This is a genomic window from Amycolatopsis kentuckyensis, from assembly GCF_041679295.1.
In the GTDB taxonomy this organism is placed as follows: Bacteria; Actinomycetota; Actinomycetes; order Mycobacteriales; family Pseudonocardiaceae; genus Amycolatopsis; species Amycolatopsis kentuckyensis_A.
This window is the reverse complement of sequence record NZ_JBGDMD010000014.1, coordinates 72,555-98,909: the sequence shown is the minus strand read 5'-3', so window position 1 is coordinate 98,909 and position 26,355 is coordinate 72,555. Positions and strand designations below refer to the sequence as shown.

The window sequence follows — 26,355 nt, the reverse complement described above, 5'->3', positions numbered from 1 at the left end:
CAGCCCACTTCCAGGACCAGGGTGGGCTTCGTCACGCGGTGGAGCGGACTACCCTGAAGAAGCGATGACCTATCTCGACCACGCGGCGACCACTCCGATGTTGCCCGAAGCCGTAGCGGCGATGACCGAGGCGCTGTCCAACGTGGGCAACGCCTCTGCGCTGCACTCTTCGGGCCGCCGCGCCCGTCGGGTGGTCGAGGAAGCCCGCGAAACCATCGCCGACGCCCTGGGCGCCCGTCCGTCCGAGGTGATCTTCACCGGCGGCGGCACCGAGAGCGACAACCTCGCGCTCAAGGGCATCTACTGGGCCCGCCACGATGAGCAGGAGCAGCGTCGGCGCATCCTGTGCGGGGCAGCGGAGCACCACGCCGTGCTCGACACCGTCGAATGGCTCGAATCTCATTGCGGCGCCGAGATCACGCTGCTGGAGGTCGACAGCCAGGGCCGAGTCTCGCCCGACGTCCTCCGCACCGCCATCGCCGCGGATCCCGAGGCCGTCGCGCTGGTGACGGTGATGTGGGCCAACAACGAGGTCGGCACGATCAACCCGATCGCCGAACTGGCAGCGGTCTGTGCGGAGTTCGACATCCCGCTCCACACCGACGCGGTTCAGGCCGTCGGCGCCGTCCCGGTCGACTTCGCGGCCAGCGGTGCCGCTGCACTCACGTTGACCGGGCACAAGCTCGGCGGCCCGTACGGCGTGGGCGCGCTCCTGCTCGGCCGCGACGTGACCTGCGTGCCGCTGCTGCACGGCGGAGGCCAGGAGCGCAGCGTTCGCTCCGGCACTCTCGACGTCCCGGCGATCGTCGGGTTCGCGGCGGCCGTCCGAGCCAGCGTCACGACCCGAGCCGAGTACGCCAAGCGTGTCGAGGAACTTCGAGACGGACTTGTCGAAGTCGTCCAGCGCGAGGTACCCGACGCCATCCTCAACGGCGGCGACGGCGAGCGGCTGCCCGGCCATGCTCACTTCACGTTCCCCGGTTGCGCCGGCGACAGCCTCTTGATGCTGCTGGATGCCAAGGGCATCGAATGCTCGACAGGCTCCGCGTGCACGGCCGGCGTTGCCCAGCCCAGCCACGTGCTGCTCGCCATGGGCGCCGATCCGGCGGCGGCCCGGGGCTCTCTCCGATTCTCCCTCGGTCACACGTCCACTGCCGCGGATGTCGAGGCCGTCGCCGCCGAGATCGGCGGAGTCGTCACACGCGCACGACAGGCCGGCCTGGCCGGAATGCGCAAGCAGACCCAGAAGCAAGAGGTGTAAGGCAATGCGGGTTTTGGCCGCGATGAGCGGAGGAGTGGACTCGGCGGTCGCCGCCGCGCGTGCGGTCGACGCCGGGCACGACGTCGTCGGCGTGCACCTGGCGCTGTCGGCCAAACCGGGCACCTTGCGGACCGGTTCGCGCGGATGCTGCACGATCGAAGACTCGCATGACGCCCGGCGGGCCGCCGACATCCTCGGAATCCCTTTCTACATCTGGGATTTTGCGGAGCGCTTCACCGAAGAGGTCGTTGAAACCTTTGTCGGTGAATACGCCGCCGGGCGCACGCCGAATCCCTGCGTCACCTGTAACGAGAAGATCAAGTTCGAAGCTCTTCTCGAAAAGGCGATGGCTCTCGGCTTCGATGCGGTCGCTACAGGCCACTACGCGCGCCTTTCCGTGGTCGACGGCGTGCCGGAGTTGCGCCGCAGCGCGGACAGCGGCAAGGACCAGTCCTACGTGCTCGCCTCCCTCACCGCGGAGCAGCTCAGCCACGCCATGTTCCCCTTGGGCGGTTCTTGGAAGACCGAGGTCCGGGCGGAGGCCGAGCGGCGCGGTCTGTCCGTCGCCAACAAGCCTGACAGTCACGACATCTGCTTCATCCCGGACGGCGACACCAAGAAGTTCTTGGAAGACCGCCTGGGGCAGCGTCCTGGCGAGCTCGTGGACGCGGAGACCGGCGCTGTGCTCGGCCAGCACACCGGAGTGCACGGATTCACGGTCGGACAGCGCAAGGGCCTTGGGATCGAGGCTCCCGCCCCTGACGGTCGTCCTCGTTACGTCCTTTCGCTCGAGCCGGTTTCGGGCTCCGTCAAGGTCGGTTCCGCCAACGGGCTCGGGGTCAAGGTGATCGAGGCCGATCGCGCCATCTGGCCCAGCGGCGAACCGCTGACCGAACCGACCGAATGTGTGGTGCAGGTCAGGGCCCATGGAGGCATCGTCGACGCGGTCGCCGACGTGGACTCCGACGCGATGACGCTGCATCTGCGCGAACCCCTGCGCGGGGTAGCCCCGGGCCAGGTCGTCGTGCTCTACCGGCCGGATGCAGACGGCGGGGACGTCGTCCTGGGCAGCGCGAAGATCTCCGGCACGCGCTGACCGTCGGTCATTGGCGTGACTTCTTGCGAGTACGGTTCGTTCGCCGTCGGCCGGAGTGAATCGACGGCGGCTCCGTCGAGTGCACTCGGCCGGCGGGTGTCGCGACGTTCACCGTGCCGTCCGGCGTGACTTCATAGTCCCAACCGGGCTGGCTCTTCAGCCGGCGGTGCCGCGTGCAGTACGTCACCGGCTGATCTGCGGCTTCCTCGGACTGGCCGTGTGCCCGAGTCGGTTCCACCCCGCAGTTCTGCGCGGGACGGGTGCATCCGGGCTGCCGGCACTCGCGGTCCCGGACTCGGATGAACTCGTCGTGAGCCGGGTCCAGGGGATACCGCGTCGGCGACAGTTCGATCACCTGGCCGTTGCGCGGATCGGTGAGGACTCGCCGGATCGTCGTGTCGGACCCGCTGATGATGCGGCGGGCCATCGACGCCGCGATGGGTCCGCGGCCGGCCAGGGCCGCCGGCAAATCGTTCATGCCGAGGTAGGTCGCCAGGTCGACGTGCAGGAAGACCTCGGCGCGACTGTTCGGGCCACCCGTTCCGCTGAGCAGCAGATCCATGGCCACGTCCGCGCGGAGCTGGTCCAGCGTTCGAGCCTCCTCGGGCGTCTTCAACGCTCGAGCGGCTCGATCGATACGGTTGTAAGCCGCGGTCGCCTTCTCGGTGGGGACGTTGTTGACGGACAGGCTGGTCACGCCGGTGTCTTGGTGGTGCAGGGCAAGGCGTCGTTCGACGAGACTCCGGTCGGTGCGTTGCGCAGCGCCTTCCGGATCCACCTTCGCGGCCGCGTAGACCGCGGCTCGGCGGACCTGGGTGGCATTGCGTCCCAGCACGCGGCTTTCGAGTTTCGCATCGACGAGGCGTACGTGGTCTCTGGACAGCCATGCCGTCGCGTCCGTGACTTTCATGGCGCGGTACAGGTCGAGCCGGCCGTCGTCCATGAGGTTGAGCATGCGGGGAAGCCGGGCGATCAGTGCGTTCGCAGCCGAAACGATGGCGCCGGCGCGGTGTTCCGTTATGGAGAGCGCCAAAGCCACTTCCGAAGCTGCGCTGGGTGCCCGTCTCCGGCGCACGCTGAGGTTCGCGATCGCCCGTAGCTGAAGGGCTTGCAGCTTGGAGATCTCGGCGTCGGTGTGACGGATCAGATCGACGACTTGTTCGTCTTTCATGTGCTGCAACGTCTCCGGGTCGGTACGGACCGTCCTCAGTGCGGACGGAAGCTTGTCGCGGGTGTTCCGGGGATCAGCCGCAGGGGCGAGCTTGCGGAGTGGTTGTGAAGATGCCATGAACGCGACCGTACGGGGCCTGCGCAAGAAATGTCACCGAGGTTCGTAGGAATGGGTGACAAGGGGAGCGAACGGTCCTTTCGCGCCCTTCGCGACTTGACTTTTTCCCGATTGTTTCGAGATGGTCGCGTGTGTGTACGCGTGCGTCGCCGACTTGGGAAGGATCTCCGGTCATGAAAATGTCTGATGTAGACAGACGAAATGCTGTTTTGCGCCAACGTAATCGGCGCTCAGAGCTTGAGCTTGAAGCCGGTGTGACTTGGAACGAAGCCGAGGCGTTCATAGAACCGGTGCGCGCCGGTCCTCGCGACGTCCGAGGTGAGCTGGACGAGCGCGCATCCGCGTCGTCGAGATTCGTCGATCGCCCAGCGCACGAGATCCGCACCGAGTCCGGACCCCCTGTGCTCGGCGTGAATCCTGACGGCCTCGATCTGCCCGCGAAGCGCACCGCGCCTGGCGAGACCGGGAATGACCGTCAGCTGCAGCGTCCCGACCGGTTCGTCATCGAACGTCACGACTGCAAGGAACTGGTTCGGGTCGGCGTCGATGTCTGCGAAAGCCCGCTGGTAGGGCTCGAGGTCGCCGGGATCGTCACGGGTCGCGCCGAGTTGGTCGTCCGCCAGCATGCGCACGATCGCGCCGATGTCGTCGCGCCGTGCCCTGCGGATGCTGTAGTCGGTCACGGCGCCAGTATCACAGGACGCGGGTGAATCCTTGATAGCTGTGCTCGAATCCGAAGCGCGCGTAGAAGTCTCGCAAGTCGGCGCGGGCAAGACCGGAATCGAGGTGGACCCGGCTGCAGCCGCGGCGGCGGGCTTCGTCGATGCCCCAGGTCAGGAGCGCGCTGGTCACTCCGCGTCGAGCTGCGCGGATGCCTTCGAGCAGGCCGCGGGTAGCGCCTTCCCACATGAGCCCTTGCAACACCGTCAGTTGCGCGGTGCCGACAACGCCATTGTCGTCTTCGGCGACCACCAATGTGACGTGCGAGGTGTTCATGAGCTGGCGCAGCGCGGTGGCCAGCGGCTCGCCCGGTGCGCCGAACAAGCGCCCGAGCGCCTCGATGTCCGAAGCCCTGGCGCGTCTGATGACATCCATTACGCCCAGTATGCAGGAAGCCGTTCGCGGACCGTAATTTGCCACGACGCGACTACGCGCGGTACTGACGGCGATGGTGCTCAGGTCGTCGTGTAGTGGCGAACGCCGTCGACGACCTGGGCGGCCAGCTTGCCCTGAGACACCAGGAGATCGAGGTGTGCGGCTGTCTCGAGAACGGCCAGCATCTGGTTGAACGAGTCCATTTCGGACAGTTTCCGATTGCGGCGGGTCCAGCCGATCCGATGCGCGGCCTCGTATGCCGTGCTCGCACCGGCAGTGATCTGGGAGCCGACCGTCTCGAGGCGTTGCCGGTGGTGGTCCAACAGTTCGTCGACCCGTGTGTGCACGCTTTCGGATACCGGACCGTGCGCGGGAAGCATGCGTCGGTCCGGCATCGCCCGCACCAGGCGCAACGAGTCCATGAAGTCGTTGAGCGGCAGTTCGGCCGGCACCGGCTGGAAGCCGATCGAGGGCGTGATGTGCGGCAGCACGTGGTCACCCGAAAACAGCAGATCGGCGGTGTCGTCGACGAACACGACATGGCCGGCCGTGTGCCCGGGAGTGGCGACGACGTCGAACTGGCGGCCGGGCAGGATCGGGCGCGGTCCCGGCGTCAACCACTCGTCGGGCGCTTCCCAGAGATCGGCCTCCGTGTGCCGGCGGTTCGTGCCGAACTCGCGGGCCAGGGCTTCGACGACTTCGCCGGCGCCTGCCTGGGCCAAGAGTTCGACCTGAGCTTCCATCGGCAGCCGGTCGGGGTTGCCGGAAGCCTTGAGCGACGGCTCCTCGTCCAGCCCCAGGGCGATTTTGGAGCCGAATTCGCGACGAAGGACGACTGCCTGCGAATAGTGGTCACGGTGGACGTGGGTCACGAGGAACTCGCTGACGTCGGCGAGCACCGCGCCGATCCCGCCTAGCGCGTTCGCGAGTTGTTGTCGCGCGACGGTCAAAGCCCAGCCGGAGTCGACCAGGACCAGCTTTTCGCCATCAGTGACTGCGTAGACGTTGACCGCGCGCAGAGCGTCGTTGGGCAGCGGCAACGGGATCCGGTAGACGCCGGTCGAAACCTCGTAGATTCCGGGCTCGGTCCAGTTCCTGTCGCTGCTTTCCGGCAACGGTTCCACGATGACCTCCCGTCCCGGCGAGACTCCGGCGTCCCGGCCTTCATTCACCCTGAGCCGTGCCGGGCTCGCTGTCCACCGGGAGGAGCTGAGACACCGGTCACTCGCTCAGTCGGTGTCCTGCTTCAAGGCGGTGTCGATCGTGAGGGCCGCGGCGACCACCATGCTGGCCAGCGGATCCGGTAGCGGGTGAGGGATCTCCACGACGTAGTTGTCGGCGGTAGTGAAGGCGGCTTTGAGAAACCCGCCCCAGGTCTTGGTCACCCGGGCAACCTCGGTGCCGGCGTGGTCGCGGATCGAGAAGTTCCAGGCGCGCCAGTTCTCGGCGAAGATCCCGCCGACCGAATGGCCGTCGACGACGAAGCCGAAACGGATCTTCCCGAAGACGTTCTCCTGGACGATCTCGCCGATCGGGGTCTCGTCGGCCCTCGTGACCAGGAACCGTGACTTGAACACCTTGGCGGGGCGGGTCACCTTGAGCACGGTGCTGTGGTTGGCGTCCCGGACCTCGAACTTGTGGGTCAGGAACTGGTCGTAGTTCGTCAGCAGCCGGATCGCCTTCTTCAGCGTGCTCTGGCCCACCTCGACTACTCCGCCGAGCCGGTTGCCGTTCTGGTCGAAGACACCGAACTCGTTGGCCATCTCGATCAGCTTGGCGCGCTGGTTGACCACCAGAACCGGCTCGGTGAACAGCGTCCCACTGCCCGTGCGTGCAGCACCTCGGCCGCGCGTCGCGCGGTTGACCTGGTCCTGGATCCGGGCCGGGTCGTGCGCCCGCTCGATGTCCAGCTCGATCGGCGCCGAGTCGCTCGGTGGCGGTGCCTGGTAGGCCGGTCGGGTGTTGGCCGTCCAGGCCTGGCCGTCCCACCAACGGTGCAGACGGGGGTCCCGCGCGTCGGGGTACCAGCCCGGCTGCGGTGGCGAACTCGTCATGGCGGGTGAGCCTATCCGCGCGGACCGCGTCACGGTGTCGGTAAAGGCAAATGCGGCGTATGTCTGCCTCGGGACGGCGAGACGCGGTAGCCCGGTCGGCGCCGCCGGCGGGTGGTCGACCAGAATCGGACGTCGTGAACGAGCGAGCTTGGCCCAGCGGTGCCGCGACGGCGATCGGTTCGATGCCGGGCACCGACCCCGCGGAAGCCGCGGCGATCGTGTTCGGCGAGCTGCCGGACTTCCCGCACCTGCCGGAGCTGCCCGCCCGCGGCGTCGGCGCGGACATGCTCGGCCGGACCGCGGCGCTGCTGGTGGACTTGGCCGTCGACGTCGTGCCGAGCGGCTACCGCGTGGTCGCGCGGCCGGGACACGAGCACCGACAGGCCGTCGACCTGCTTCGCTGGGATCTCGACGCCGTGCAGGAGGCGCGGGAGAAGGCGGGAGCCACCCCGCCGGTCTTCAAGGTCCAGCTGGCCGGGCCGTGGACGCTCGGTGCCGGGATCGAGCTTCCCCGCGGTCACCGGGTGCTCACCGACCGCGGTGCTTTGAGGGACTTCACGTCCTCCCTGTTGGACGGCCTCGCCGGCCACATCGCCGAGGTCCAGGCCAGGACCGGCGCGCCAGTGGTCGTCCAGTTCGACGAGCCGTCGCTGCCCGCAGTGCTGGCCGGTGGCCTGTCGACGCCGTCCGGCTACGGGAACGTCTCCGCGGTGCCGGCGCCCGAGGCGCGTGACCTGCTCTCGACGGTGATCGAGGGCGCGAAGGCGATCACCGGCCAGCCAGTGGTCCTGCACTGCTGCGCCGCGAAACCGCCGCTCGGCCTGCTACGCGAAGCCGGTGCGGACGCTCTCGCCTTCGACCTCGCCGCGCTCGACGGCGCATCTGCTGCGTTCCTCGACGAGATCGGCGAAGTCTGGGACGGCGGGGCGACGCTGTTCCTCGGCGCGGTCCCGTCGACGGCGCCTGCGTCACCGGTGACTTTGAAGGACGTCGGTGAGCCGGCGTTCCGGCTGGCGGACAGGCTCGGCTTCAACCGCAGCGTCCTCGCCGAACGCGCGGTGCCGACCCCTGCCTGCGGCCTCGCCGGCGCGACGCCGGATTGGATGCGCCGCGCCCTCTCGCTGACGCGAGACCTCGGCAAGGCCTTCGTCGAGCCGCCGGAAGGCTGGTGACGGAATCCGGCAACTCGCCGACGTCCGCCTCACCGGGCAAGTAGCGTGGCGGCGTAGCCGATCGAACGAGGACCATTCCTGACCATGCGCCTGTTCCGCCGCAAGAACGCCGACCCGCCCGACCCGCGCACCGCGTGGCCCGAGCAGCACGTGCCGGACGACCCGGCGGCCGCGGCGGAGGCGTTCTGGCAAGGCTGGTACGACCTCCTGCCGATGGTCAGCGCGGCGCTCGGTGAGGGCGAGCCGCACCGGGTCGAGCACGAGCTCTGCCAGCTGGTCGAGGCGCTGCACCCGCGGCTGCACTTCTCGCTCGAACGTGGTCGTCGATCGATCTACGCGCTGGTCGTGACCGGCCAGGAGGACCCCGAGCTGCGGCCGTTCACCGACGCGTGGCGCGCCGCCGCTCCGCCGGACGACGCGATCTGGGAGTACCACGACTCGGTCCCGCCCGTGCCCGACCCGACCGAAGTCACCGTCAACCTCGGCGAGCACCGGATCGCGCTGGCCGATGTCCGGGTCGTCGCGCAGGTCGACGAAGACGAGCACGTCGTCGACGTCGCCGTCTTCCACCCGGGCTTCGCCGACCTCGACGACGCCGCGCGGCAGACCATGACGTTCCTGCCGCTGGACGCGACATTGGGTGAACGGCTCGCCGCCGAACGACTACGGCGCGTGGAGACCGCGGCGGCCGAGCCGGCCGGTGCGATCACCCTTCTGGAGCTTCGTGAACTGGTCCGGGGCCTGGGCACCGACGGGCACGAAAATGTCGGACCCCCCGACTAGGGTTACCACCCGTGAGCAGCACCGAACTTCCCCAGGACCCGGCCGCCGCCCCGGTGGCCGCCGAGGACGTCACGGACGTCCCGGCCGACGTGCGCGAGCGGCACGGCGCCCTCGCGGAGGAACTGCGCGACCACCAGTTCCGCTACTACGTCCTGGACTCGCCGATCGTGTCCGACGGGCAGTTCGACGAGCTCCTGGGTGAGCTGCAGCGGATCGAGGACGAGTACCCGGGCCTGGTCACGCCGGAATCGCCGACCCAGCGCGTCGGCGGCACGTTCTCGACCGAGTTCACCGCGTACGACCACCTCGAGCGCATGCTCAGCCTGGACAATGTCTTCGACAAGGACGAGTTCCTGGCATGGTGCGAACGCGTCGAGAAGGAGGTCGGGCGCACCGAGTTCCTGGCCGAGCTGAAGATCGACGGCCTGGCGATCAACCTCTTGTACGAAAACGGCCACCTCACCCGCGCGCTCACCCGAGGTGACGGCCGTACGGGCGAAGACGTCACGCTGAACATGCGCACGCTCGACCAGGTGCCCGAGACGCTCACCGGCACCGACCAGTTCCCGGTGCCGGCTCTGGTGGAGGTCCGCGGCGAGGTCTACTTCCGCGTCGAGGACTTCCTCGAGCTGAACGCGAAGATGGTCGAAGCGGGTAAGCCGCCGTACGCAAACCCGCGGAACACCGCGGCCGGCTCGTTGCGGCAGAAAGACCCGAAGATCACTCGCGAACGTCGGCTCCGGCTGATCTGCCACGGCCTCGGCAAGCGCGACGGTTTCGAACCACAGCGTCAGTCGGAGGCGTACGACGCGCTGGCCGCGTGGGGCCTGCCGGTGTCGCCGCACAGCAAGGTCCTGACAACGGCCGAGGAGCTCACCGAGCACATCACCTACTGGGGTGAACACCGGCACGACGCCGAGCACGAGATCGACGGCGTCGTGATCAAGGTCGACCGCGTGGCGCTGCAGCGGCGGCTGGGCACGACGTCGCGCGCGCCGCGGTGGGCGATCGCGTACAAGTACCCGCCGGAAGAGGCCATCACGACGCTGCTGGACATCCAGGTCAACGTCGGGCGGACCGGACGGGTGACCCCGTTCGCGGTCACCGAGCCGGTGAAGGTCGCGGGGTCGACCGTCGCGCGGGCCACCCTCCACAACCAGGAGGAGGTCAAGCGCAAGGGCGTGCTGATCGGCGACCGGATCGTCATCCGCAAGGCCGGTGACGTCATCCCCGAGGTCCTCGGGCCGGTCGTCGACGCGCGCACCGGCGACGAACGCGAGTTCGTCATGCCCACGCACTGCCCCGCCTGCGGCACCGAGCTCGCGTACCAGAAGGAAGGCGACAAGGACATCCGCTGTCCGAACAGCCGCTTCTGCCCCGCGCAGCTGCGGGAGCGGCTCTTCAGCCTGGCCGGGCGCGGCGCGTTCGACATCGAAGTGCTCGGGTACGAAGCCGCGGTCGCGCTGCTCGACGCGCGCGTCGTCGCCGACGAGGGCGACATCTTCGACCTCGACGAAGACAGCCTCGCCGAGGTCGAGCTGTTCCGGACCAAGGCCGGCGAGTTGTCGGCGAACGCGCGAAAGCTGCTCGCCAACCTCGACGTCGCCAAAGATCGACCGCTCTGGAAGGTGCTGGTCGCTTTGTCGATCCGGCACGTCGGTCCGACCGCGGCGCAGGCGCTCGCCCGCGAGTTCGGCTCGATCGACCGCATCGAGCAGGCGACCGAGGAAGAGCTGGCGGACGTCGACGGCGTCGGCCCGACGATCGCGCGCGCCACGCAGGAGTGGTTCGAGGTCGGGTGGCACCGCGAGATCGTCGAAAAGTGGCGACGCGCCGGCGTGCGGATGGAGGAAGAGCGCGACGAGTCGATCCCGCGCAACCTCGAGGGCCTGTCGATCGTGGTGACGGGGTCGCTCGACGGCTTCTCCCGCGACGAGGCCAAGGAGGTCATCATGGCCCGCGGCGGCAAGGCGGCCGGATCGGTCTCGAAGAAGACCGCCTTCGTCGTCGTCGGGGACTCGCCTGGTTCGAAATACGACAAGGCCGTGCAGCTGAAGGTGCCGGTGCTGGACGAGGGCGGGTTCCGCGTCCTGCTGGAGCAAGGACCCGAGGCTGCGCAGGAGGTGGCGCTGCCGGCCGAAGACGAATCTGGGGAGACGGATGAGTGATGTCGAGATCCGGCCACCGCGGCCCGACGAGTACGCCGCGGCAGGCGAGGTCACGGTGCAGGCCTACGACGGCGATGGTCACTTGGCCGGCGACGTCGGGTACGACGCGGAGCTGCGGGACATCGCGCGGCGGGTCGAGCTGGCCGAGGTGCTCGTCGCCGTCGATGCGGCGGGGGAGGTGCTCGGCACGGTGACCGTCGTGCAACCCGGCTCGCCCTATGCCGAGATTTCGCGTCCCGGCGAGCTGGAGTTCCGGATGCTGGCCGTGGCGCCGTCGGCCCGCGGGCGGGGCATCGGCGAGGCGCTCACCCGGGCCGTGCTCGACCGCGCGCGGGCGCTGGGCATTCGCAAGGTCGTCCTCAGCAGCCTCGAAGGGATGCGCAGCGCGCACCGGCTCTACGACCGTCTCGGGTTCGCGCGCCTGGCCGAACGGGACTGGCGGCCGTACCCGCACATCAGCCTGATCGCCTACCGGATCGACGTCTGACCTGGGCGTTGCCGTAACTCGGCAACGCGAGTCAGCCGTCGAGGACGACCGCGACGATCCCGGCGAGGTGGGCGAGCCGGGCGACCTCGGCGGCGCGGAAGGCCGGGCCGCCCGGTCGCGCGACCAGGAGCGCCTTGCCCGGCTTGCCGAGCGGGGTCGCCGCCAGCTCGGTGCCGAGCTCCTTCCATGTCTCCGGGATCCAGGCTTCTTCGCCGTCGAGCACCGTCGCGCGCTCGAGTGGCAGCCACGGCAGGTCGGTGATCGGGGTCTCGGGCGCGGCGCTCGACGACGCCAGCCGGAGCGCGCCGGTCTCCGAGTGTTCGACGATCATCGCCCAGCCGGCGCGCACGATGCGGGGCACGCCTTCGGCCAGGATGTCGAGGCCGGACTTCGGCTGCGCGGCGATTTCTTCGACGAGTTCGAGCTCGCGGTGCGTGTCGAGCACGCCCGCGTAGGGGCGGACCGCGTCCACTTCGACGCCGTCGACGCTTTCCGCCGCCGTGATGAGCGCGTCGGGCAGGCGACCGGACGGGAGCTCGACCACGAGGTCGTCCACCGCCATTCCGGTGCCCCGCTCGACGACGTCCACGCTGAGGATGTCGGCGCCCACCGTGCCGAGCGCCGTGGCGACCGCGCCGAGGGTCCCCGGGCTGTCCGGGAGGATGACCCGGATCAGGAACGACACCACGCGCCCCTCTCGCCTCTGGCGTCCCAGCCTTGCCGTGGGACGCTCGATGCCGGTCGCCGATTGTGACAGACCCACCCGGTCCGCGGGCCTGCTGTCCGCCGGGCGGGAGTCGAGCGTCGCCGGACGGCACCCGGCCTGCGCCGGGCGTAACCCAGTCGAGTCCGCCCGCGCCGTCACCATAGACTTGCAGCTTCCGAGACAACCCGCACAGCACAACCCGGGAGTCACCCGCGTGCCCAACATTTCCCGAGACGAGGTCGCGCACCTCGCGAAGCTGGCCAGGCTGGCCGTGACCGACGACGAGCTCGACGTCTTCGCCGGCCAGCTCGACCAGATCCTGGACTCGGTGGCCAAGGTGAGCGAGGTCGCCGCCGACGACGTGCCGCCGACGTCGCACGCCGTGCCGCTGACGAACGTCTTCCGGCAGGACGTCGTCCGTCCCGGGCTGACGCAGCAGCAGGCGCTGGCCGGTGCGCCGGCCGCCGAGGACGGACGGTTCCGGGTGCCGCGGATTCTGGGGGAAGAGCAGTGACCGAGCTCATCAAGCTGACCGCCGCCGAACTGGCGGAAAAGATCCACGCGCGTGAGGTGTCCGCAGTCGAGGTCACGCAGGCCCACCTGGACCGGATCGCCGAGGTCGACGACCACATCCACGCGTTCCTGCACGTCGACACCGAGGGCGCGCTGGCCGCGGCCAAGGCCGTCGACGAGGGCATCGCCGGTGGCGGCGCGCCCGCGTCGGCGCTGGCCGGCGTGCCGCTCGCGCTGAAGGACGTCCTCACCACCGAGGGCATCCCGACGACCTGTGGTTCGAAAACGCTCGAAGGCTGGATCCCGCCGTACGACGCGACCGTGACGCGCAAGCTGCGCGAGGCCGGTGTCGTGATCCTCGGCAAGACGAACATGGACGAGTTCGCCATGGGCTCGTCGACGGAGAACTCGGCGTACGGCCCGACGCACAACCCGTGGGACCACGCTCGCATCCCGGGCGGGTCGGGCGGTGGCTCGTCGGCGTCGATCGCGGCGTTCGAAGCCGCCATCGCCATCGGGACCGACACCGGTGGGTCGATCCGGCAGCCCGGGTCCGTCACCGGCACCGTCGGGGTCAAGCCGACCTACGGCGGGGTGTCGCGGTACGGGCTCGTCGCGTTTTCGTCGTCGCTCGACCAGGCCGGCCCCTGCGCGCGGACGGTGCTCGACGCCGCCCTGCTGCACGAGGTCATCGCCGGGCACGACCCGCTCGACGCGACCTCCATCGACGCGCCGGTGCCGCCGGTGGTCGCCGCCGCCCGCCAGGGCATGACCGGTGACCTCAAGGGCGTCAAGGTCGGCGTCGTGAAGGAGTTCGGCGGCGACGGCTACCAGCCGGGCGTCGAGCGGTCGTTCCAGGCCGCGGTCGAGCAGCTGCGCGCGCTCGGGGCCGAGGTCGTCGAGGTCTCGTGTCCGCATTTCGTCTACGCGCTGCCCGCGTACTACCTGATCGCGCCGAGCGAGTGCTCGTCGAACCTCGCCCGGTTCGACGCCATGCGCTACGGCCTGCGCGTCGCCGACGACGGCACGCACAGCGCCGAAGAGGTCATGTCGCTGACCCGCGAGAAGGGCTTCGGCGCCGAGGTCAAGCGGCGCATCATGCTGGGCACCTACGCGTTGTCGTCCGGCTACTACGACGCCTACTACGGCTCGGCGCAGAAGGTGCGCACGCTGATCACGCGTGACTTCGCCGCCGCGTTCGAAAAGGTCGATGTCCTCGTTTCGCCCACGACGCCGACCACGGCGTTCAAGATCGGCGAGCGCGTGGACGACCCGATGGCGATGTACCTCGCCGACCTGTGCACGATCCCGTCGAACCTGGCCGGCAACGCCGCCATGAGCGTGCCGAGTGGTCTCTCCGAGGACGACGGCCTGCCGGTCGGTCTGCAGATCATGGCCCCGGCGCTCGCCGACGACCGGCTCTACCGGGTCGGTGCCGCCTACGAGGCCGCCCGCGACGCCGCGGCCGGCGGGGCGCTCATCCACAAGGTCCCGGAGCTGGGAGGAACGAAGTGACTGCCGTGGCCGAGTTGATGGACTACGCCGACGTCATCGAACGCTTCGACCCGGTCCTCGGGCTCGAAGTGCACGTCGAGCTGAACACGAACACGAAGATGTTTTGCGGCTGCCCGAACGAGTTCGGCGGCGAGCCGAACACGAAGGTCTGCCCGACCTGCCTCGGCCTGCCCGGGGCGCTGCCGGTCGTCAACGGCAAGGCCGTCGAGGGCGCGATCCGCATCGGCCTGGCGCTGAACTGCGAGATCGCCGAGTGGTGCCGGTTCGCCCGGAAGAACTACTTCTACCCGGACATGCCGAAGAACTTCCAGACGTCGCAGTACGACGAGCCGATCGCCTTCAACGGCTACCTCGACGTCACGCTCGACGACGGCGAGGTCGTGCGCGTCGAGATCGAGCGCGCGCACATGGAAGAGGACACCGGCAAGTCGCTGCACGTCGGTGGCGCCACCGGCCGGATCCACGGTGCCGAGCACTCGCTGCTGGACTACAACCGGGCCGGCGTTCCGCTGATCGAAATCGTCACCAAGCCGATCGAGGGCACCGGCGAGCGGGCTCCCGAGGTCGCGCGCGCGTACGTGACGGCGTTGCGTGACCTGCTTCGCGCGCTCGACGTGTCCGACGTCCGGATGGACCAGGGCTCGCTGCGGTGCGACGCGAACGTGTCGCTGATGGCGAAGGACGCGACCGAGTTCGGCACCCGCACCGAGACGAAGAACGTCAACTCGCTGCGCAGCGTCGAGCGCGCCGTTCGCTACGAGATGACGCGGCAGGCGGCGATCCTCGCCGAGGGCGGTTCGATCAAGCAGGAGACGAGGCACTTCCAGGAGGCCGACGGCTCCACGTCGTCGGGCCGGACCAAGGAGACCGCCGAGGACTACCGGTACTTCCCGGAGCCCGACCTGGTCCCGATCGCGCCGTCGCGCGAGTGGGTCGAACAGCTGCGCGGCACGCTGCCGGAGATGCCGTCCGAGCGGCGGAAGCGGATCCAGCAGGAGTGGTCGCTTTCCGACGAAGCCCTGCGTGACCTGCTGAACGTCGGTGCTGTCGACCTCGTCGCGGCCACGGTCGAGGCCGGCGCGTCGCCGGACGAGGCGCGTGGCTGGTGGGTCAACACCCTGGCCCAGGAGGCGAACACGCGCGAGGTCGAGCTGGCCGACCTGACGATCACGCCGAAGCAGGTGGCCGAGGTCATCGGGCTGGTTTCATCCGGTGAGCTGACGAACAAGCTCGCCAAGGAGGTCGTCCAGGGCGTGCTCGCCGGTGAGGGCGAGCCGCGCGAGGTCGTCGAGAAGCGCGGGCTGAAGGTCGTCTCGGACGACTCGGCCCTGCTCGCGGCAATCGACGAGGCCCTGGCGTCGCAGCCGGACGTCGCGGACAAGATCCGCGGCGGCAAGGTCGCCGCGGCGGGCGCGATCGTCGGCGCGGTCATGAAGGCGACCAAGGGGCAGGCCGACGCCAAGCGGGTCCGCGAGCTGATCATCGAACGCGTCGGTTCCTGACCGTTGTCCTTTTCCGTCAAGAGCGTCACCTGGCGCGAGTGGCTCGGCCTGGCGGCCGGGCTGCTCGCGCTGGGCTCGACGTTCCTCCCGTGGACGACGCTGAGCACGAACAAGCCGGACATCGAGGTCGTGCTGTCGACGTTGCCGCGGGGTGACGTCGTCCGGGACGCGTGGAATTCGAGCTTCTTCGCCTGGTGCCCGCCGCTGGCGCTGGTGCTGGCCGGGGTGGTCGTGGTCGTCTTCGGACGAATCCGGAAGGCGCGGGTCAGTGGCCTGCCGCACCTGTGGCTGGTGGTCGCCGCCGCGGCGCTGCTGCTGATGGCGATCGGCTGGGCCACGCTGGACTGGGAGTTCGACGCCGACCAGCGTGGCATCTTCGACGCCGCCGGGATCGCCATCGGCGCCGGGTTCGGGCGGTTCCTCGGGGTGCTCGCCGCGCTCGTGTCGGGCGTGGCCGCTTTCTTGGACATGCGGGCCGCACGGGCTGAAAGCCGGCAGCCGCGGAAGCGTCAGCCTCGGAGCCAGCGCCGCTGACCGGTTCTCGGTGAACTGGCTTGGGCGGTCGCGGCGGGTCGGTGTCCGGGTTTGCTGCCTCGGTGACTGAGTCGTCCGTTCCGGTTGTGGGACTGTGGTGACAACGTTGACATCGTCGGCGGCCATTGCGCGAGAAAGCGCTTTCTGCGACGGTCGAGGCGAAGGGCGCCGGAGGTTGCGGGCGGCCAGTCGGAGGCGTCGGTGACCGGGAAACCCATGACGGTGATCGCCGGCCGCCGCAGCGCGTTGCTCGGCGCCGCGCTGTCGAACTGGGCCGGCCACGCGGTGATGTGCTGCGGCGGAATGGTTCGGCAGCAACGAGGTCCGCGCGGCGATCGACGGAGATCGCGGTGGAGCCGGGCCGGGGTTCGGTGGTTGCCGCGCGAGGGTGGTGCGTGCGGCAGAAGCCGCACGGGTGCGACGAGGTGCGAGAGGTGGCCGCGCGGTGCGGTGAGGTACGGCGGTGGCCGTGTGGGTGCTCCGGCGAGTGTGCGGGCGCGGGCGTCGCAGGTGTTCTGGTGGGCGTGAGTCGGGCTGTCGAGGAGGTTCCGGTTGGCTCAAGGAAAGCGCTTGCGGACTGCCATCGTCGGGGTTGGGGCCATTGCCGGCAGCCATCGGGCCGCCTTTCAGGCCCATCAGGACGTTGTCGACCTCGTGGCTGTCGCCGATATCGATGAAGCTCGGGCCCTCGCCTTCTGTGCCGAGACCGACCAAGCCAAGCCCTACCGGGATCTCGATACCTTGCTCGCGGAGCAGGAACCCGACCTCGTCTCGATCTGCACGCCGCCCGGGCTGCACGTCGAACAGACCAAACAGGTCCTCGACGGCGGCGCGTGGGTCTGGTGCGAGAAGCCCCCTTGCCGTTCGCTCGCCGAATACGACGACATGACCTCCGCCGAACGAGACGGCGGCCCCTACGTCTCCTTCGTCTACCAGCAGCGGTCCGGCTCTGCCGCCGCCCACTTCCGGACGTTGCTCGAAGACGGGGAACTCGGCCGTCCTCTCGTCGCGCATTGTCAAACCACCTGGTACCGCGACCACGCCTACTACGCGGTCCCCTGGCGCGGACGGTGGGCGACCGAAGGCGGTGGGCCCGCCATGGGCCACGGCATCCACCAAATGGATCTGCTGCTCCACCTCCTCGCCGGCGAAGCGAACGAGTGGGCCGAAGTCCAGGCCATGACCGCGCGGCTCGTGCACGACGTCGAGACCGAGGATGTCTCCACCGCTCTCGTCCGGTTCGAGTCCGGGGCGCTGGCCACCGTCGTCAACAGCGTTCTCTCGCCCGATGAAGTGAGCCGGATCCGGATCGACTGCGAACGCGCCACCGTCGAGCTCACGCACCTCTACGGCCACGTCGCCGAAAACTGGCGATACACCCTCGCACCGAAGGTCGGGCCTATCGAGACCGGACCGAAAGAGGACGTCGGCAGCTCGCACGCCGCCGCGCTGGCGCCCGTCCTCGACGCCTACCGGGCCGGTCAGCGGCCTCCCTGCAGCGGGGCCGATGGGCGGCGGGTGCTCGAGTTCGTCGCCGCTCTCTACAAGGCCGCCGCGACCGGGCGGGCCGTGCGTCGCGGGGAGATCGGGCCCGGGGACCCCTTCTACGCGGGGATGGCCGGATGAGCGCCGACATCACCGTCACGCACCGGCACGGGGACCGCGTGGTCGTCGAAGCGGCCGGGGTGCCGCTCATGTCCTATGTGTACAAGCCCGACCCCGTCGCCTACGAGTCGCGCAAGCCCTACACCCACCCGCTGCGCACCCTGCGCGGGCGGCGCGTCAGCGGGTACCGGCCCGCCGACCACCGGTGGCACAAGGGCCTGCAGATGACGTCGAGCCACCTCTCCGGCGAGAACTTCTGGGGCGGCCACACCTACGTCCCGGGCCGGTGGTACCAGGACCTGCCCGACCGCATCGGCTCGATGCGGCACGACGGGTTCACCGGCTTCACCGTCGGCGGCGACCGGCTCACCTTCACCGAACGGCTCACCTGGGTGACGCACCGCGGCGACGAATGGGCGCGTGAGCGACGTGACATCGTCGTCCACTCCGTCGAACCCGACGAGGGCGCCTGGGCCATTGACTGGGGCATCGAGCTGACCAACGTCCGCGACGCGCCGCTCGTGTTCGGCAGTCCGACCACCGCCGGTCGCGAGCAGGCCGGGTACACCGGGCTGCACTGGCGGGGCCCGCGCGACTTCAGCGGCGGCCGCGTCCTCGGGCCCGGTGACCTCGGCGGCGACGACATGATGGGCACCCAGGCGCCGTGGCTCGCCTTCGTCGGCGAGCACGACGACGTCGACGCCCACTCGACGCTCGTCTTCGCGCACTCGCCGGAAAACGACCACGCGATCCACGAGTCGCACTGGTTCGTCCGGTCCCAGGACACGCCCATGGTGGCCTTCTCGTGGGCGTTCTTCGAAGAATTCGCCCTGCCGCCGGGGGAGAGCTTCACCTACCGCTACCGGGTCGTCGTCGCCGATGGAGCGTGGGACCGCGATCGGGTGACCGACTACCTCGACAGGCACGGATGGTCATGAACGAATTCACACTTCCCGGTGGAATCGGTATTTCTCACTTACGCGCCTACGAGTGGGAAGCCGAAGATGGTGTTCCCGGCGGCAGCCCACACGTCCACCTCGCCTGCACCGAGGCCTACGTCGTCACGACCGGACGTGGCGCCGTCCAGACGCTGAGCACCGGCGGCTACGCGGAGACGCCGCTCGAGGCCGGCGTGATCGCGTGGTTCGCGCCCGGGACCGTCCACCGGATGGTTCAGGGTGGCGGCTTGCGCGTCACCGTCCTCATGCAGAACAGCGGTCTGCCCGAGGCCGGCGATGCCGTGTTCACGTTCCCGTCCGACGTGCTCGCCGACCCGGCCGCCTACGCCGAGGCTGCCGCGTTGCCGAAAACCGACGACGCCGCCCGAAAGCGCCGTGACCTGGCCGTTCGCGGCTACCTGCCGCTGCGCGAAGCGCTGCTGGACGGCGACGCGGAGCCGCTGCGGGCGTTCCACCGGGCGGCCGTCGCGCTCGTGTCGCCGAAAATCGGAGACTGGGTACCGCGCTGGCAAGCCGGGGCCCTGAAGGCCGCCGAACTGACCGGCGCGCACCTCAAGGCCCTCGCCGACGGCGACGGGAGCCACCTCGAGCAGTCGGGTGTGCGGGTCGCGACGCCGTCGGACCCGGACGGCTACGGCATGTGCGGGCGTCGCGCGGAATACGACATCGACCAGGAGGGTCGTCAGCGATGAACCAGAAGAGCATCGGAGTGCTGCTCAACGGGGTCACCGGCCGGATGGGCTACCGGCAGCACCTGCTCCGGTCGGTGCTGGCGATCCGCGAGCAAGGCGGGGTCGAGCTGCCGGACGGCACCCGCGTCCAGCTCGAGCCGATCCTCGCCGGACGCAACGCGGCGAAACTCCGCGAACTCGCCGAACGGCACGGCCTGACCGCGTGGACGACCGACGTCGAATCGGCGATTTCCGACGTCGGGATCTACTTCGACGCGCAGCTGACGTCGGCGCGCGAGCCGTCGGTGCGGGCGGCCATCGCCGCGGGCAAGCACGTCTACGCCGAGAAGCCCCTGGCCGAGACGCTGCCGGCGGCGCTGGAGCTGGCCGGCCTCGCGCGCGACGCCGGGATTTGTCACGGCGTCGTCCACGACAAGCTGTTCCTGCCCGGCCTGCGGAAGCTGCGGCGGCTGGTCGACGGCGGGTTCTTCGGCCGCGTCCTGTCCGTGCGCGGCGAGTTCGGCTACTGGGTCTTCGAGGGCGACTGGCAGGAGGCGCAGCGCCCGAGCTGGAACTACCGCGCCGAGGACGGCGGCGGGATCGTGCTCGACATGTTCTGCCACTGGAACTACGTCCTCGAGAACCTCTTCGGCCGCGTCGAGGCCGTGACCGCGAAAGCGACCACGCACATCCCGCGTCGCTGGGACGAGCAGGGAGACGCGTACGCCGCGACGGCCGACGACGCCGCGTACGGCATCTTCGAGCTCGAGTCGGGGGCCATCGCGCAGATCAACTCGTCGTGGTCGACGCGGGTCTTCCGCGACGAACTCGTCGAGTTCCAGGTCGACGGCACCGAGGGCAGCGCCGTGGCCGGTTTGCGACGATGCCGCGTCCAGCACCGCTCGGCGACGCCGAAGCCCGTCTGGAACCCGGACCTGCCGGCCACCGAGCCCTTCCGCGACCAGTGGCAGGAGGTCCCGGACAACGCCGAATTCGACAACGGCTTCAAGGCCCAGTGGGAGGAGTTCGTCCGGGACGTGGTCGCCGGACGGCAACACCGCTACGACTTCTTCTCGGCCGCGCGCGGGCTTCAGCTCGCCGAGGCCGGGCTGACGTCGTCAGCGGAAGGGCGCCGCGTGGAGCTCAAGCCGCTGAGCTGATGGTCGCGAATCGGCGAAACTCCGGCGTCAGTCCTTGCCGTTGCCGCCGCCGGAGGTCGCCGGGGTGATCAGCACGACGCGGTCGTCGCTCGACACCGGCGTGCCGCCGTCCTTGTTGACCGTGCCGGCCACCGCGAGCTGGGGGTTGATCATGCTCATGCCGGCCAGCCGCCCGAACGTCTCCGGCGGCTTGCCGGTCTTGCCGTCCAGGCTCACCGACGGCTTGCCGCTGATCGCGCCGTCCGCCGTCACCGGCAGGTTCTGCAGGTTCCCGGCCAGCGACGTGGCGACGCCGAGGAGGCCGTTCGCGTCGACGAAATCCGCGCAACCCGCGACCCCGGGCTTCTCCGGCCATGTCCACGCCGGCGTCGTCAGCGGCTGGCCGGCCTGCACGCGGTAGAGGACGTCCTTGTCGGCGAGCCGGTCGGTGACCCAGACGCGGCCGCCGTCCGCGGACGTGCACAGCCCGCCCGGCGCGTGCAGCCCGGCCGCCACGACCAGGGAACCGTTCGGGTTGCCCGCCGCGGCCTTGCCGGACGTGTCGATCCGCAGGACCTTCCCGGCGAGCGAGTTCGGGTCGGCGGCGGCGCTCGGGTTGCCGCCGTCGCCGGTCGCGACGAGCAGCGCGCCGCGGTTGTCGGCGCTGATCGTGCCGCGGTTGCCGGTCGCGCCCTTCGGGATGCCGGTGAGCACGGGCTTCGCCGCTTGGCCCTTGGCGAAGCGCACGACGCGGTTGTCGGTGGCCGTGGTCACATAAGCGAACACGAGCTGGTCTTCGACGTACGACGGCGACAGCGCGAGGCCGGTCAGGCCGCCGTCGCCGGCCGCCTGGACGTCGAGCTTCGCGAAGTCCGTGGCGTCCTTGCCCGCCGTCGCGAGCAGCACGCGGCCGCTCTTGCGCTCGCCCGCCAGCGCGCTCGGCGTGGAGCCGTCACCCGGCAGGCCGGCCACCGCCGCGACGGTGTCCAGGCAGGTCGCGATGACCGCCGGGTCGAAGTCCTTGCAGCCCTGCGGCGGCGGGACGGGGGTGTTCGACTGGCCGGGCCGCACCTGCTTGCCGTCGCCGCCGGAGTCCGCGCCGGGGCCCTGGACCTCGGGCGGCGACTCGGGGCTGGGCACGGGCGCCGGGCTGAACGTCTGGCCCGCCGCGGTGTCGTCGAACCGCGCGCACCCGGCGGGCAGCAGGACGCCGCAAGCCAAGATCGCCAGCAGGGCCGACCGGTACCGAGTGCGCATGATCCCCCAGCCTAGGGGCCGCCGCGTGAACCATGGGTGAGTACACCTGGATTACGTTGGGGATCATGACGCTGACCGTGCTGGTCCCCGACGACGAGGGCATGACCGTGCTCGCCGAGGTGCCGCGGGTCCTGCCCGTGCGCCACCAGTGGGGCGAACCCGTGCCCGCGGAAGCCGCGAAGGCCGAGGTGCTGATCCCGGGCAAGCACCCGCCGGGCGAGGAGCTCTGGCGCACGCTGCCGAACCTGAAGCTCATCCAACTGCTGTCCGCCGGCGCCGAGGACTGGGTCGGGAAGGTGCCCGACGGCGTCCTGCTCTCGACGTGCCGGGGCGCGCACGGCGGGAGCACCGCCGAGTGGGTCGTCGCCGCGCTGCTGTCGATGTACCGGAAGCTGGACGTCTTCGGCGCGGCGCAGCGCGAGGGCCGGTGGGAGCGGCAGAGCACCGACACGCTGCAGGGCAAGCGGGTGCTCATCATCGGCGCCGGCGACCTCGGGCAGCACCTGCGGCGCCGGCTCGAGCCGTTCGACGCGCGGTGCACGATGGTCGGGATGACCGCGCGGGAGGGCGTCCACGGCGTGAAGGAGCTGCCGTCGCTGCTCGGGCTCCACGACGTCGTCGTGCTGATGGTGCCGCTGACCTCGCGCACGCGCGGGATGGTCGACGCGGCGTTCCTCGCCGAGATGCGCGACGGCGCGGTGCTGGTCAACGTGGCCCGCGGCGCCGTCGTCGACACCGACGCCCTGGTCGCCGAACTGACCACGGGACGGTTGCGCGCCGCGCTCGACGTCACCGACCCCGAGCCGCCGCCTCCGGGGCACCCGCTGTGGACGGCGCCGGGGCTGCTGCTGACGCCGCACGTCGGCGGGGCCGTGCGCGGCGTGCGGGGGCGGTCGTACGCCGTCGCGGCGGCGGAGATCGCGCGGTACGCCGGGGGCGAGTTGCCGGACAACCTGGTCCACGGCGAGTACTGAGCTCGCCAGGGTGTCGCGGATCCCCTACCCTTCGCGCGTGAGCAGTGGAGACGACTTTTCGCAGCAGCCCACCAGCCTCCTCTCGGACGTCCAGGACGACGGGCCCGACGACACCCCACGCCAGGGCGGGCTGGGCCTCGGCCTGCTGATCCTGCGGGTGGGGCTCGGCGCGACGATGGGCGCGCACGGCCTGCAGCACCTGTTCGGCCTGTTCGGCGGCCCGGGCATCGGCGGGTTCGCGCGGGTCCTGGAGACGTTCGGGTACCACAAGCAGACGACGTTGCTGTCGTGGATCACCGGGATCGTCGAGCTGGGCGGCGGGGTGCTGGTGGTCGTCGGGCTGTTCACGCCGCTGGCCGCGGCGGGACTGCTCGGCGTCGCGGCGAACGCGGTGTACGCGAAGGTCCACGGCGGGTTCTTCGAGGGGCAGGGGCAGGGCTTCGAGTTCGAGCTGCTGCTCGGGATCTCGGCGCTGAGCCTGCTGTTCACCGGGGCCGGGCCGATTTCGCTGGAGCGGAACACGCCGTGGCGGAAGCGGCCGTTGCCGCTGGGGCTGGTTTCGCTGCTGCTGGCCGCGGCGGCGGCTGTGGTGGTCATCGTTTTGACGCGGTAGCGGCCTGGGGACAACTCGGGCCGCGCCGCCGGAAACTGTCGGTGGGCTCGGTTAGCGTTGAAAACGGGGGTCCCCGGGGCTGTGGACAACTCGGGTTCGCGGGCCTGGCCTGGGGACAACTCGGGTTCGCGGGCCGGAACTGTCGGTGCTTGCCGGTAGCGTTGAAACCGGGGGTCCCCCTCGTGGTTGGGGGCCCGAAAAGCCGAAAGGCCGCCCCGGGAACGGGACGGCCTTCGCAGCTCGAACCTGGCTTACTTGTTCACGTCCCGGACCGCGCCGGTGTCTGCCGACGTCGCCATCCGCGCATACGCGCGCAGCGCCGCCGTCACCGGGCGCTGGCGCTCCTTCGGCTGCCACGGCCGCTCGGATGCCTCCATCTTCGACCGGCGCTCGGCCAGGACCTCCGCGTCCACCAGCAGCTCCAGCCGGCGCTCGTGGATGTCCAGGAGGATCCGGTCGCCGTTCTCCACCAGGGCGATCAAGCCGCCCGCCGCGGCCTCCGGGGAGATGTGGCCCACCGAAATGCCCGATGACCCGCCCGAGAAGCGGCCGTCCGTGATCAGGGCGCACTTCTTGCCCAGGCCCGACCCCTTCAGGAACGCCGTCGGGTGCAGCATCTCCTGCATGCCCGGGCCGCCCGCGGGACCCTCGTAGCGGATCACCAGCACCTCGCCCGGCTGGATCTCCTTCTTGAGGATCGCCGACACCGCCTCCTCCTGGCTCTCCAGCACCCGCGCCGGGCCCTCGAAGTGCCACAGGTCCTCGTCGATGCCCGCGGCCTTGATCACCGCGCCGTTCTCCGCGAGGTTGCCGCGGAGGATCGCCAGGCCGCCGTCCTTCGTGTACGCGTGCTCGACGTCGCGGATGCAGCCCCCGGCAGCGTCGGTGTCCAGCGACGACCAGCGGTTCGACGTCGAGAACGCCTGCGTCGTGCGCACGCCGCCCGGCGCCGCGTGGAACAGTTCAAGAGCGACAGGCGAGGGCGACGAAGCCCGGATGTCCCACGTGGAAAGCCACGAGTCGAGGTCGTCGGAGTGGACCGAACGGACGTCGGTGTTCAGGAGCCCGCCGCGGTACAGCTCGCCCAGGATCGCCGGGATTCCGCCCGCGCGGTGGACGTCCTCCATGTGGTAGTCCGAGTTCGGCGCCACCTTCGACAGGCACGGCACGCGGCGGCCGATCGCGTCGATGTCGGCGATCGTGAAGTCGACCTCGCCCTCCTGCGCGGCGGCGAGGATGTGCAGCACCGTGTTCGTCGAGCCGCCCATCGCCATGTCGAGGGCCATCGCGTTCTCGAACGCCGCCTTCGACGCGATCGAGCGCGGCAGGACCGAGTCGTCGTCGTTTTCGTACCAGCGGCGGCACAGCTCGACGACCGTGCGGCCGGCCTCCTCGAACAGCGCGCGCCGCGCCGCGTGCGTCGCCAGCGTCGAGCCGTTGCCCGGCAGTGACAACCCCAGCGCCTCGGTGAGGCAGTTCATCGAGTTCGCGGTGAACATGCCGGAGCACGAGCCGCACGTCGGGCACGCCGAGCGCTCGACGACCGACAGCCCGTCCTCGTCGACCTCGGGGCTGGCCGACGCGGCGATCGCCGTGATCAGGTCGGTCGGGGCCTGCGCGACGCCGCCGACGACGACCGCCTTACCGGCCTCCATCGGGCCGCCCGACACGAACACCACCGGGATGTTGAGCCGCATCGCGGCGTTGAGCATGCCGGGAGTGATCTTGTCGCAGTTGGAGATGCACACGAGCGCGTCGGCCTGGTGCGCGTTGACCATGTACTCGACCGAGTCGGCGATGATCTCGCGCGAGGGCAGCGAGTAGAGCATGCCGGAGTGACCCATCGCGATGCCGTCGTCGACGGCGATGGTGTGGAACTCGCGCGCGACGCCGCCCGCTTCCTTGACCGCGTCCGCGACGATCTCGCCGAGGTCCTTGAGGTGCACGTGGCCGGGCACGAACTGCGTGTAGGAGTTGGCGATCGCCACGATCGGCTTGCCGAAGTCGCTGTCGGTCATGCCGGTGGCGCGCCAGAGCGAGCGCGCGCCCGCCGCGTTGCGGCCGTGGGTGGTGGTCCGGGAACGGAGAGGCGGCACGGAAAACTCCCAGGTCAAAGGATGGCCGGCGAAACTGGTAGAACCAATTTACGCCGCTGGGCGAAGCCCGTCCGCCGAGGGGTTACTCCGCCGGCGACGCCTTGGTCTGGCCGGGCTTGATGTCGTCGGGATCCAAGAGCCCGCTGGGATCCGCGACGAGACCTTCGCTGACCAGCGAAAGCACCGGCAGGTGCCGGGTCCGCACGGTCGGCAGCGGCACCTTCGTGTCGTCCTTCAGCACCGCCTGCACGCGCGACTTCTTCGTGATCGCCAGGCCCTTCAGCGCCGACCACGGGACGTCGCGGTGGCCGAACATCGTGCGGGTCGCCAGTCCTTCGCGGGTCGCGATCGTGCGGGTCCGGATCACGAACACCGCGAGCGCGATGGGGAAGAGGTACAGCCACTGCAAGTACGGGATGTCCCCGAGCGCGACCGGCGTCACGCAGATCGTCAGGAGGGCGATCGCCATGAACGACGTGCGGGGGATGCGGAAGACGGCCTTCCGGCCCTCGTCCTGCTCTTTTTCGGCCACCCGGAAATGGTGCACCGCCGCGCGGACCGGCCCGAACCCGGGTCGCGCGGGTGTGACCCGTGTCCACGATGCGGACTGATCATCCCGCAGAGTTGACACCTGAGAGACCTTCGGACTAGCGTCAGCGTCGTGACACCGCTGACCGGCCTCGTACTTCCCAAGCGCGTCGACGCTTAGGGAAGACTTTCCGCTGCGTCGACGCGCGAACCCTCGTGCGACCTTACGGTCGGCGAGGGTTTTTTGTTGCCCTAGGGAAGAGATTCCCCGCCCCACCGCACCGATAGAGCTCAAAAAAGACCCGAACGAGTGACACCGAGACCCACGAGGCAGATCCG

25 protein-coding genes are annotated in these 26,355 nt (G+C 69.9%); 16 read left to right on the top strand and 9 right to left on the bottom strand.

Features of this window, described 5'->3' with window-relative positions; all coding sequences use genetic code 11:
* The first annotated feature begins 64 nt into the window (after positions 1-64).
* Together ACERZO_RS43580 and mnmA are read left to right on the top strand one after the other, a co-directional pair.
* On the top strand, positions 65-1,261 hold the full coding sequence (locus tag ACERZO_RS43580; protein ID WP_372671850.1) for a cysteine desulfurase family protein: 1,197 nt from the start codon (positions 65-67) through the stop codon (positions 1,259-1,261).
* A 4-nt stretch (positions 1,262-1,265) separates the two neighbouring features.
* The gene (mnmA, locus tag ACERZO_RS43575) at positions 1,266-2,357 is read left to right on the top strand and encodes a tRNA 2-thiouridine(34) synthase MnmA (protein WP_372671849.1); all 1,092 of its coding nucleotides are present in this window, start codon (positions 1,266-1,268) and stop codon (positions 2,355-2,357) included.
* Between the two features lie 7 nt (positions 2,358-2,364).
* On the opposite strand, the gene ACERZO_RS43570 is transcribed toward mnmA, so the two are convergent.
* From ACERZO_RS43570 to ACERZO_RS43550, 5 genes are all read right to left on the bottom strand, one after another.
* Positions 2,365-3,645: a DUF222 domain-containing protein gene (locus tag ACERZO_RS43570; RefSeq protein ID WP_372671848.1), complete on the bottom strand. Its 1,281-nt coding sequence runs from the start codon at positions 3,643-3,645 to the stop codon at positions 2,365-2,367.
* 230 nt (positions 3,646-3,875) lie between these two features.
* A complete protein-coding gene (locus tag ACERZO_RS43565) occupies positions 3,876-4,328 on the bottom strand; it encodes a GNAT family N-acetyltransferase (RefSeq protein WP_372671847.1) in 453 nt (150 codons plus the stop codon).
* Positions 4,329-4,338: 10 nt separating this feature from the next.
* Positions 4,339-4,740 carry a GNAT family N-acetyltransferase gene (locus tag ACERZO_RS43560; RefSeq protein WP_372671846.1) on the bottom strand — a complete coding sequence of 134 codons (402 nt, stop codon included), beginning with the start codon at positions 4,738-4,740 and terminating at the stop codon, positions 4,339-4,341.
* An 80-nt stretch (positions 4,741-4,820) separates the two neighbouring features.
* Entirely contained in the window at positions 4,821-5,864 is a 1,044-nt protein-coding gene (locus ACERZO_RS43555) for an MBL fold metallo-hydrolase (protein ID WP_372671845.1), read from the bottom strand.
* Positions 5,865-5,969: 105 nt separating this feature from the next.
* Positions 5,970-6,794 carry a phospholipid scramblase-related protein gene (locus tag ACERZO_RS43550; protein WP_372671844.1) on the bottom strand — a complete coding sequence of 275 codons (825 nt, stop codon included), beginning with the start codon at positions 6,792-6,794 and terminating at the stop codon, positions 5,970-5,972.
* A 134-nt stretch (positions 6,795-6,928) separates the two neighbouring features.
* Between ACERZO_RS43550 and ACERZO_RS43545 the strand changes: the two genes are divergently transcribed.
* The 4 genes from ACERZO_RS43545 to ACERZO_RS43530 all read left to right on the top strand — a co-directional run bounded on the left by ACERZO_RS43545 (position 6,929) and on the right by ACERZO_RS43530 (position 11,404).
* Positions 6,929-7,966 carry a methionine synthase gene (locus ACERZO_RS43545; RefSeq protein WP_372671843.1) on the top strand — a complete coding sequence of 346 codons (1,038 nt, stop codon included), beginning with the start codon at positions 6,929-6,931 and terminating at the stop codon, positions 7,964-7,966.
* 84 nt (positions 7,967-8,050) lie between these two features.
* A complete protein-coding gene (locus ACERZO_RS43540; RefSeq protein ID WP_372671842.1) occupies positions 8,051-8,749 on the top strand; it encodes a hypothetical protein in 699 nt (232 codons plus the stop codon).
* A gap of 11 nt (positions 8,750-8,760) precedes the next feature.
* On the top strand, positions 8,761-10,917 hold the full coding sequence (gene ligA, locus ACERZO_RS43535) for an NAD-dependent DNA ligase LigA (protein ID WP_372671841.1): 2,157 nt from the start codon (positions 8,761-8,763) through the stop codon (positions 10,915-10,917).
* Positions 10,910-11,404, top strand: a complete 495-nt coding sequence (locus tag ACERZO_RS43530) for a GNAT family N-acetyltransferase (RefSeq protein ID WP_372671840.1) — start codon at positions 10,910-10,912, stop codon at positions 11,402-11,404. The genes ligA and ACERZO_RS43530 overlap by 8 nt, the downstream gene beginning before the upstream one ends.
* Positions 11,405-11,435: 31 nt before the next feature.
* Here the strand turns inward: ACERZO_RS43530 and ACERZO_RS43525 are convergent, their stop codons facing one another.
* Positions 11,436-12,089, bottom strand: coding sequence for an amino acid-binding protein (locus tag ACERZO_RS43525; protein ID WP_372671839.1), 654 nt, complete (start codon positions 12,087-12,089; stop codon positions 11,436-11,438).
* A 235-nt stretch (positions 12,090-12,324) separates the two neighbouring features.
* On the opposite strand from ACERZO_RS43525, the gene gatC reads away from it, so the two are divergent.
* The 8 genes from gatC to ACERZO_RS43485 all read left to right on the top strand — a co-directional run bounded on the left by gatC (position 12,325) and on the right by ACERZO_RS43485 (position 20,569).
* Positions 12,325-12,624, top strand: coding sequence for an Asp-tRNA(Asn)/Glu-tRNA(Gln) amidotransferase subunit GatC (gene gatC / locus ACERZO_RS43520; RefSeq protein WP_284743223.1), 300 nt, complete (start codon positions 12,325-12,327; stop codon positions 12,622-12,624).
* Positions 12,621-14,138: an Asp-tRNA(Asn)/Glu-tRNA(Gln) amidotransferase subunit GatA gene (gene gatA / locus ACERZO_RS43515; protein ID WP_372671838.1), complete on the top strand. Its 1,518-nt coding sequence runs from the start codon at positions 12,621-12,623 to the stop codon at positions 14,136-14,138. The genes gatC and gatA overlap by 4 nt, the downstream gene beginning before the upstream one ends.
* Positions 14,135-15,640 carry an Asp-tRNA(Asn)/Glu-tRNA(Gln) amidotransferase subunit GatB gene (gene gatB, locus ACERZO_RS43510; protein WP_372671837.1) on the top strand — a complete coding sequence of 502 codons (1,506 nt, stop codon included), beginning with the start codon at positions 14,135-14,137 and terminating at the stop codon, positions 15,638-15,640. The genes gatA and gatB overlap by 4 nt, the downstream gene beginning before the upstream one ends.
* A gap of 3 nt (positions 15,641-15,643) precedes the next feature.
* Entirely contained in the window at positions 15,644-16,174 is a 531-nt protein-coding gene (locus ACERZO_RS43505; RefSeq protein ID WP_372671836.1) for a hypothetical protein, read from the top strand.
* Between the two features lie 552 nt (positions 16,175-16,726).
* The gene (locus ACERZO_RS43500; RefSeq protein ID WP_372671835.1) at positions 16,727-17,800 is read left to right on the top strand and encodes a Gfo/Idh/MocA family protein; all 1,074 of its coding nucleotides are present in this window, start codon (positions 16,727-16,729) and stop codon (positions 17,798-17,800) included.
* Positions 17,797-18,717 carry a PmoA family protein gene (locus ACERZO_RS43495; protein WP_372671834.1) on the top strand — a complete coding sequence of 307 codons (921 nt, stop codon included), beginning with the start codon at positions 17,797-17,799 and terminating at the stop codon, positions 18,715-18,717. The genes ACERZO_RS43500 and ACERZO_RS43495 overlap by 4 nt, the downstream gene beginning before the upstream one ends.
* The gene (locus tag ACERZO_RS43490) at positions 18,714-19,430 is read left to right on the top strand and encodes a cupin domain-containing protein (protein WP_372671833.1); all 717 of its coding nucleotides are present in this window, start codon (positions 18,714-18,716) and stop codon (positions 19,428-19,430) included. Before ACERZO_RS43495 ends, ACERZO_RS43490 begins: the two co-directional genes overlap by 4 nt.
* Positions 19,427-20,569 (top strand): Gfo/Idh/MocA family protein, encoded by a 1,143-nt coding sequence (locus ACERZO_RS43485; protein WP_372671832.1) that lies wholly within the window; start codon positions 19,427-19,429, stop codon positions 20,567-20,569. The genes ACERZO_RS43490 and ACERZO_RS43485 overlap by 4 nt, the downstream gene beginning before the upstream one ends.
* 27 nt (positions 20,570-20,596) lie before the next feature.
* Here ACERZO_RS43485 and ACERZO_RS43480 read toward each other — a convergent pair whose 3' ends face one another.
* Entirely contained in the window at positions 20,597-21,805 is a 1,209-nt protein-coding gene (locus tag ACERZO_RS43480) for a PQQ-dependent sugar dehydrogenase (protein WP_372671831.1), read from the bottom strand.
* Between the two features lie 65 nt (positions 21,806-21,870).
* Here ACERZO_RS43480 and ACERZO_RS43475 point away from each other — a divergent pair, with 65 nt between their 5' ends.
* A complete protein-coding gene (locus tag ACERZO_RS43475; RefSeq protein WP_372671830.1) occupies positions 21,871-22,779 on the top strand; it encodes a 2-hydroxyacid dehydrogenase in 909 nt (302 codons plus the stop codon).
* A gap of 37 nt (positions 22,780-22,816) precedes the next feature.
* A complete protein-coding gene (locus ACERZO_RS43470; protein ID WP_372671829.1) occupies positions 22,817-23,392 on the top strand; it encodes a DoxX family membrane protein in 576 nt (191 codons plus the stop codon).
* 251 nt (positions 23,393-23,643) lie between these two features.
* Here the strand turns inward: ACERZO_RS43470 and ilvD are convergent, their stop codons facing one another.
* Together ilvD and ACERZO_RS43460 are read right to left on the bottom strand one after the other, a co-directional pair.
* Positions 23,644-25,488 carry a dihydroxy-acid dehydratase gene (ilvD, locus tag ACERZO_RS43465; RefSeq protein ID WP_372671828.1) on the bottom strand — a complete coding sequence of 615 codons (1,845 nt, stop codon included), beginning with the start codon at positions 25,486-25,488 and terminating at the stop codon, positions 23,644-23,646.
* Positions 25,489-25,570: 82 nt separating this feature from the next.
* On the bottom strand, positions 25,571-26,020 hold the full coding sequence (locus ACERZO_RS43460; RefSeq protein ID WP_372671827.1) for a PH domain-containing protein: 450 nt from the start codon (positions 26,018-26,020) through the stop codon (positions 25,571-25,573).
* Positions 26,021-26,355 lie beyond the last annotated feature (335 nt).

Bases quoted from the DNA above. Each gene is read 5' to 3' on its own strand.
- ACERZO_RS43580 (WP_372671850.1), top strand. From the start codon at position 65: ATGACCTATCTCGACCACGCGGCGACCACTCCGATGTTGCCCGAAGCC.
- mnmA (WP_372671849.1), top strand. From the start codon at position 1,266: ATGCGGGTTTTGGCCGCGATGAGCGGAGGAGTGGACTCGGCGGTCGCC.
- ACERZO_RS43570 (WP_372671848.1), bottom strand. From the start codon at position 3,645: ATGGCATCTTCACAACCACTCCGCAAGCTCGCCCCTGCGGCTGATCCC.
- ACERZO_RS43560 (WP_372671846.1), bottom strand. From the start codon at position 4,740: ATGGATGTCATCAGACGCGCCAGGGCTTCGGACATCGAGGCGCTCGGG.
- ACERZO_RS43550 (WP_372671844.1), bottom strand. From the start codon at position 6,794: ATGACGAGTTCGCCACCGCAGCCGGGCTGGTACCCCGACGCGCGGGAC.
- ACERZO_RS43540 (WP_372671842.1), top strand. From the start codon at position 8,051: ATGCGCCTGTTCCGCCGCAAGAACGCCGACCCGCCCGACCCGCGCACC.
- ACERZO_RS43530 (WP_372671840.1), top strand. From the start codon at position 10,910: ATGAGTGATGTCGAGATCCGGCCACCGCGGCCCGACGAGTACGCCGCG.
- ACERZO_RS43495 (WP_372671834.1), top strand. From the start codon at position 17,797: ATGAGCGCCGACATCACCGTCACGCACCGGCACGGGGACCGCGTGGTC.
- ACERZO_RS43490 (WP_372671833.1), top strand. From the start codon at position 18,714: ATGAACGAATTCACACTTCCCGGTGGAATCGGTATTTCTCACTTACGC.
- ACERZO_RS43485 (WP_372671832.1), top strand. From the start codon at position 19,427: ATGAACCAGAAGAGCATCGGAGTGCTGCTCAACGGGGTCACCGGCCGG.
- ACERZO_RS43480 (WP_372671831.1), bottom strand. From the start codon at position 21,805: ATGCGCACTCGGTACCGGTCGGCCCTGCTGGCGATCTTGGCTTGCGGC.
- ACERZO_RS43475 (WP_372671830.1), top strand. From the start codon at position 21,871: ATGACGCTGACCGTGCTGGTCCCCGACGACGAGGGCATGACCGTGCTC.